Origin of the sequence: Pseudomonas agarici (assembly GCF_001543125.1) — a bacterium.
Lineage (GTDB): Bacteria > Pseudomonadota > Gammaproteobacteria > Pseudomonadales > Pseudomonadaceae > Aquipseudomonas > Aquipseudomonas agarici.
The window spans coordinates 15,796-22,935 of the sequence record NZ_CP014135.1; the positions used below are offsets into that span (position 1 = coordinate 15,796).

The 7,140-nt window shown below is 63.4% G+C and carries 2 protein-coding genes; both read left to right on the forward strand.

Annotation, left to right across the window (positions count from 1 at the left end):
- On the forward strand, positions 1 to 5,411 hold a 5,411-nt coding region (locus AWM79_RS00065; protein WP_156430152.1), incomplete at its 5' end, for a non-ribosomal peptide synthetase.
- Positions 5,404 to 7,140: condensation domain-containing protein (locus tag AWM79_RS25210; protein WP_167375410.1), on the forward strand; the 1,737-nt coding region annotated here is incomplete at its 3' end. The genes AWM79_RS00065 and AWM79_RS25210, both read left to right, overlap by 8 nt.

Here is a 7,140-nt window from a genome sequence, read left to right on the forward strand (position 1 = left end):
TCTATGTATTGGACGACAGCGGTCAGCCGGCCCCGATCGGCGTGGTGGGCGAACTGGTGATCGGCGGCGAGTTGTTGGCGCGGGGCTATTTCGGTCGGGCGCGGTTGAGCGCCGAGCGCTTCCTGCCGGACCCGTTCTACGGCAGCGGTGCCCGGTTGTACCGTACCGGCGATCTGGCGCGGTTCAATGCCGAGGGGGTGTTGGAGTACGTTGGACGAATCGACCATCAGGTGAAGATCCGTGGCTTTCGTATCGAACTGGGCGAGATCGAAGCGCGCCTGCTGGAGCAGGAGGCGGTACGCGAGGCCATTGTGCTGGCGGTGCCGGGCAGCAGTGGCCTGCAACTGTCGGCCTATGTGGTGCCGACGCAACGCTCGGTGAGTCAGGCCGGGCCGGCGGAGCAGGCGGCTGTGCGCGAGCGGATGCGTGCCCGGCTCAAGGGCAGCCTGCCGGACTATATGGTACCGACGCACGTGCTGTTCCTTGAGGGATTGCCGTTGAGCCCGAATGGCAAGCTGGACCGCAAGGCCCTGCCACTGCCGGATGCTAGCCAGGCGCAACAGGCTTTTGTCGCTCCGGTCACGGCGCTGGAACAGCAGATCGCGGCGATCTGGCAGGCGGTGCTGAAGGTCGAGCGAGTCGGGCTGAACGACAACTTCTTCGAGCTGGGCGGCGACTCGATCATCTCGATCCAGGTCGTCAGTCGGGCGCGCCAGGCAGGTGTGCGTTTCACTCCTCGGGACCTGTTCCTGCACCAGACCGTCCAGGGTCTGGCCGGCGTTGCCAGGCAAGGCGAAAGTCGCGAGCACATCGATCAGGGGCCGGTGTCGGGCGCCTCGTCGTTGTTGCCCATCCAGCGGGCTTTTTTTGAGGCGCCAATCACTGCGCGCGAGCATTGGAACCAGGCGGTTTTGCTCAAGCCGCAACAGCCGGTGCAGGCATCCTCGCTGCAACAGGCGCTCGAAGCATTGTGGCTGCATCACGATGGACTGCGCAGCGTCTTCCGCGAAACCCCCAGCGGGTGGAAGGCCGAACTGCCCAGCACCCGGACGCTGCCCGAAGATCTCTTATGGTCGGTACAAGGCCTGCGAGCCGACGAGCTGGTGCCTCTCTATGACCAGGCCCAGGCCAGCCTGAATCTGGAGCAGGGGCCATTGCTGCGAGGTGTGCTGGCGACATTGGTGGACGGCAGCCAACGACTGTTACTGATTATCCATCACCTGGTGGTGGATGGGGTGTCCTGGCGTATCCTGCTGGAAGACTTGCAGTCTGCCTTGCAGCAAATCACTCAGGGCCAGAGCGTGAGCCTGCCGGGCAAGACCCATTCGTTCAAGGTCTGGGCCGAGCGCTTGCAGGCCTATGCACAGGGCGAGGTGCTGCAAACTGAGTTGCCTTACTGGCGTCGGCAGTTGGACGAGGGCGCGCGCGAGCTGCCCTGCGAGCGTCCACGAGGCAGTCTCCAGAGCCGTTACGCCGTGGTAGTGCGTTCTCGCCTGGATACCTCGCTGACTCGCCGGTTGTTGCAGGATGCGCCTGCTGCCTACCGTACCCAGGTCAATGACCTGCTACTGACGGCACTGGCCCGAGTGCTGGAACGCTGGACCGGCCAGCCAGATCACCTGATCCAGCTCGAAGGCCATGGTCGCGAGGAGCTGTTCGACGATCTCGATCTGTCCCGTACCGTGGGCTGGTTCACCAGCCAGTTTCCGCTCCGGCTGGTTTCGGCGCCGAACCAGGCGGTCGCCATCAAGCAGATCAAGGAACAGTTGCGGGCCATTCCCAAGCGGGGGATTGGCTTTGGTCTCCTGCGTTACCTGGCGAGTGCCACGATCCAGGCAGAACTTGCCGCGCTAGCGCTGCCCCGTATCACCTTCAACTACCTGGGGCAGTTCGACGGCAGTTTCGATGCCGAGGAGGGCGCGTGGTTCAAGCCGACCGGCGAACCGGCCGGCGCCGAACAGAATCCCGAGGCGTCGCTGGACAATTGGCTGAGCCTTGAGGGACAGGTTTACCAAGGCGAGTTCGAGCTGCGCTGGACCTTCAGCCGGGAGATGTTCGACGAAGCCACCGTGCAGCAACTGGCCGACCATTTCGCGCTGGAGCTGGCCGCGCTGGTGGAGCACTGTTGCCAGATCGAGCAGGGCGGCGTGACACCGTCAGATTTCCCGTTGGCGGCACTTGGACAGGCGGCCCTGGACGAACTGGCGTTGCCGGCCCGGCAGATCGAAGACCTGTATCCATTGTCCCCGATGCAGCAGGGTATGTTGTTCCATACCTTGCATGAATCGGGCAAGGGTACCTATATCAATCAACTGTGCGTGGATGTCGAGGGCCTGGATGTCGAACGTTTTCGAGCCGCTTGGCAAGCCACGCTGGACACCCACGATATCCTGCGCAGCGGTTTCCTCTGGCAGAGCCCGCTACAGACTCCACTGCAGATCGTCCGGCGTCAGGTGCCGTTGTCATTCAGCGCACTGGACTGGCGCGAAGAAGCAGGACTGCCTGGCATGCTGGAGGCTTTCGCCGAGCGCGAGCGCGCCCGTGGTTTCGATCTCGATCAGCCGGGGCTGCTGCGCCTGAGTCTGATCCGCACCGCTGCGCGACGTCATCACCTGATCTTGACCCACCACCATATCCTCATGGATGGCTGGAGCAGTTCGCAGTTGTTGGGCGAGGTCTTGCAGCGCTATGGCGGACAAGCCCCGAGCTATCCGGCCGGGCGTTTCCGTGATTATATCGACTGGTTGCAACGCCAGGATGCCGCAGGTACGCAGGCGTTCTGGGCGGAGCAGTTGCGCCCGCTGCAGGATCCGACCCGGCTCGGCCAATGCATCGCCCGTGCCCCGGCGGCGGTGCATGAGCACGGATATGGCGCGCACCATCACCCGCTCGACGCCCTGGCTACGGCCCGGCTAGGGGCGTTCGCCCGACAACAGAAAGTCACGCTCAACACCCTGCTCCAGGCTGCCTGGTTGTTGCTGTTGCAGCGTTATACCGGGCGCGACACGGTAGTCTTCGGCACCACTGTCTCGGGACGCCCCGCGGAACTGGCCGGCATCGAGCATCAGTTGGGGCTGTTTATCAACACCTTGCCACTGGTGGCGACCCCTCGGCCTCAGGACACCGTCGGGCAATGGTTGCAAGCCTTGCAGGCCCTGAATCTGGCGCTGCGCGATCATGAGCATACGCCGCTGTTCGAGGTGCAGCGTTGGGCTGGCCGGACGGGCGAGGCGCTCTTCGACAATATCCTCGTGTTCGAGAACTTCCCGATCTCCGAGGCGCTGGAGCAAGGTGCTGCGCACGGCCTGCATTTCGGCGAGGTGATCAACCACGACCAGACCAGTTTTCCGTTGACCCTGGGCGTCACCCTGGGGCAGACATTGGCCCTGCATTATAACTTTGCCCATGAACACTATGACCGGGCGACCATCGAACGGCTCAATGGGCATTTGCTGGCGTTGCTCGATGGCTTGAGCCAGGACGCGCAACGGACCCTGGGCGAGGTCGCATTACTACAGGCCGACGAACAGCAGGCGGTGGTCGAGGGATGGAATACGACGCAGACGCTCTACCCACTGGAGCGTTGCGTGCATGAGCTGATCGAGGATCAGGTCGAGCGTACTCCCCAGGCTCCGGCCCTGGTATTTGGCGAGACGCAACTGACTTACCGCCAGCTCGACGAGCGTGCCAACCGCCTGGCCCATGAACTGATCGCATTGGGTGTCGGCCCCGAGGTGCTGGTAGGCATCGCCGCCGAGCGCAGCCTAGAGATGGTGATCGGCCTGCTGGCGATTCTCAAGGCCGGTGGCGCCTATGTCCCGCTGGACCCGGATTATCCTGCTGATAGGCTGGCCTACCTGATCGACGATAGCGCTATCGCACTGTTGTTGACCCAGCAGGCGCTGCTTGCCCGCCTACCAGTCCCGTCAGGGCTGCGGACACTGTGCCTGGATGATGCCTTGCCGCAAGGTGGGTCGGCGTACCGTCCAGGTCTGGTTCTGGACCCGGAAAACCTGGCTTATGTGATCTACACCTCGGGCTCCACCGGCAAGCCCAAGGGCGCGGGCAATCGTCATCGGGCCTTGACCAACCGCCTGTGCTGGATGCAGCAGGCCTACGGGCTGGATGCCACGGATAGCGTATTGCAGAAGACGCCGTTCGGTTTCGATGTCTCGGTCTGGGAGTTTTTCTGGCCACTGATGACGGGAGCGCGCCTGATCGTCGCGGCCCCCGGCGATCATCGCGATCCGGCCCGGTTGGTTGCCCTGATCAATGCCCGGCGGGTCACGACACTGCACTTCGTGCCGTCGATGCTGCAGGTCTTCTTGCAGCATCCGGGGGTGGCTGGGTGTGGCGGGTTGCGACGGATCATCTGTAGTGGCGAAGCCCTGTCCACGGCTGCCCAGCGCCAAGTGTTCGAGCAACTGCCGACGGTGGGCCTGTTCAACCTGTACGGTCCTACCGAGGCGGCAATCGACGTTACCCATTGGACCTGTCGTGAAGAGGGCCACGACAGCGTGCCCATCGGCCAACCGATTGCCAACCTGAGCACCTACCTCCTCAGCCATGACCTGCAACCCTTGCCGACCGGAGTCGTGGGGGAACTGTATCTGGGTGGCGAAGGCCTTGCCCGTGGTTATCGGCGCCGGGCGGGCTTGACCGCCGAGCGGTTCGTGGCCAGCCCGTTCGGCGCGGGTCAACGCCTCTACCGTACAGGTGACCTGGCGCGCTATCGCGAGGACGGGGTGATCGAGTACGCCGGCCGAATCGACCATCAGGTGAAGATCCGTGGCCTGCGCATCGAACTGGGTGAAATCGAAGCCCGCCTGCTGGAGCAGGCCAGTGTCCGCGAGGCGGTGGTGCTGGCAGTCGAGGCGGCGGCGGGGCTGCAACTGGTGGGGTATGTCGTGCCGAGCAACAACGACCTGGCGGTCGAGGCCCAGCCGGCGCTGCGCGAGGCACTCAAGTCGGCCCTGCTGGAAAAACTGCCCGAGTACATGGTGCCTGTCCATCTGCTGTTCCTCGACCACTTGCCATTGAGCCCCAATGGCAAGCTGGAGCGCCGTGCCCTGCCGGCGCCTGAAGTGCAGGGGCGTGCCGGGTTCCGGGCTCCACAAAGTGAGCTCGAACGAGTATTGGCCGGTATCTGGAAAGACGTACTGCAACTCGAACGTATTGGTCTGGACGACGATTTCTTCGAGCTGGGCGGTCATTCGCTGCAACTGGTGATGATGCTGGCAAGGGTGCGCGATGCCCTGGGCGTCGAGTTGCCGATAAAGGATTTCTATGCGTTGCGGGTACTCCAGGCATTGGCCGCGCACCTGGCGGCGGTGATGGCCGCTGAGGCGCCGGGCGATGAGCTCGACCTGATCTTCGGCGCTCTTGATGAATTGGAGGAAGACCATGCTTAATCAACATCCAGCGCGTACCCAGGAACTGATCGAACGGATCAGGGGGCTGGATGGCGACAAGCGCCGACAACTGTTTGGCAAGTTGCAGCAGGCCGGGGTCAATGTCGCTCGCCTGCCCATTGTGCCGGTCAGCGAATCAGGGCCGTTGCCCTTGTCCTATGCGCAGCAGCGGCAATGGTTCCTCTGGCAGTTGGACCCGCAAGGCAGTGCCTACAACATCTGCAGTGCACTGCGCCTGCACGGCTCGCTGGACCGAGTAGCGCTGGACCGCAGCTTCGCGCAATTGATTGCCCGGCATGCCAGCCTGCGCACGCGGTTTGTCGAAGCCCAGACACAGACCTGCCAGGTGGTCCTGCCCGTGGAGTCGGTCGAGTTGCGGATCGGCGACACGCCCTTACCGATCGACGATGAGGCGCTGGCGATCAAGGCGTGCCTGGAAGCCGAGGCCGCCACCGCGTTCGATCTGCTCAACGGGCCGCTGATGCGCGTGCGCCTGCTGCCGTTGAACCGCGACCAGCATCTGCTGGTGGTGACCTTGCACCACATCATCAGCGATGGTTGGTCCATGGGGATCATGGTCGAGGAACTGCTGGAGTTCTATGCGGCGTCGAGCGCGGGTGTGCCGCCGCGTCTGGCGCCGTTGCCGGTGGATTACGTTGACTATGCGCAGTGGCAGCGTCAATGGCTGGAGTCCGGAGAGGGCGAGCGCCAGCTTGCCTACTGGCAGGCGCAACTGGGCGGTGAACAGCCAATACTGGCATTGGCGCTCGATCATCCACGGCCCTCGGTCCAGAGTTACCGTGGGTCAAGCCTGTCGGTTGTTTTGCCCGCCGCCCTGGCTCAGGCTCTCAAGCGTCTGGCCCACGAGCAGGACACGTCGCTGTTCACTCTTGTGCTCGGGACGTTTCAGGCACTGTTGCAGCGTTATTCCGGGCAGTCGGATATCCGGGTCGGCGTACCGATTGCCAACCGCAACCGGGTTGAGACCGAGCGTCTGATCGGCTTTTTTGTCAACACCCAGGTGTTGAAGGCGACCGTGGACCCCCAGGCAACCTTCCTCAGTCTGCTGCAACAGGTCAAACAGGCGGCACAGCAGGCGCAGGCCCACCAGGACCTGCCTTTCGAACAACTGGTCGAGGCCCTGCACCCCGAGCGCAGTCTGAGCTATAGCCCGCTGTTCCAAGTGATGTACAACCACCAGGTCACGAGCCCCAACCAGACCCGGCAACTGGCTACCTTGCAGGCTGAAACCCTGGACAGTGAAGAGCTTTCGGCGCAATTCGACCTGACGCTGGACACCTACGAGACCGCCGCTGGCCTGACGGCCACCTGGTCCTATGCGACCGATCTGTTCGAGTCCTCGACTATCGAGCGTCTGGCACGGCACTGGCAGAATCTGTTGCGAGCGGTCATTGCCGATCCAACGCAGCGTATCGGCGAACTGGCGTTGCTGGACATGGACGAACAACGGCTGCTGACCCATGACTGGGGCCGCCGCGACCGCGAGTATCCGAGCAACCTGTGCGTTCACGAATTGATCCAGCAGCAAGCCCAACGGGTGCCGGACAAGATCGCGCTGATCTGCGCCGGCCAGAGCCTGAGCTACCGCCAGCTCAATTGCCAGGCCAATCGCCTGGCCCACCACCTGAAAACGCTGGGCATCGGCCCCGAAGTGCTGGTGGGGATTGCCGTCGAGCGTGGCTTGGGCATGGTGGTGGGGTTGCTGGCG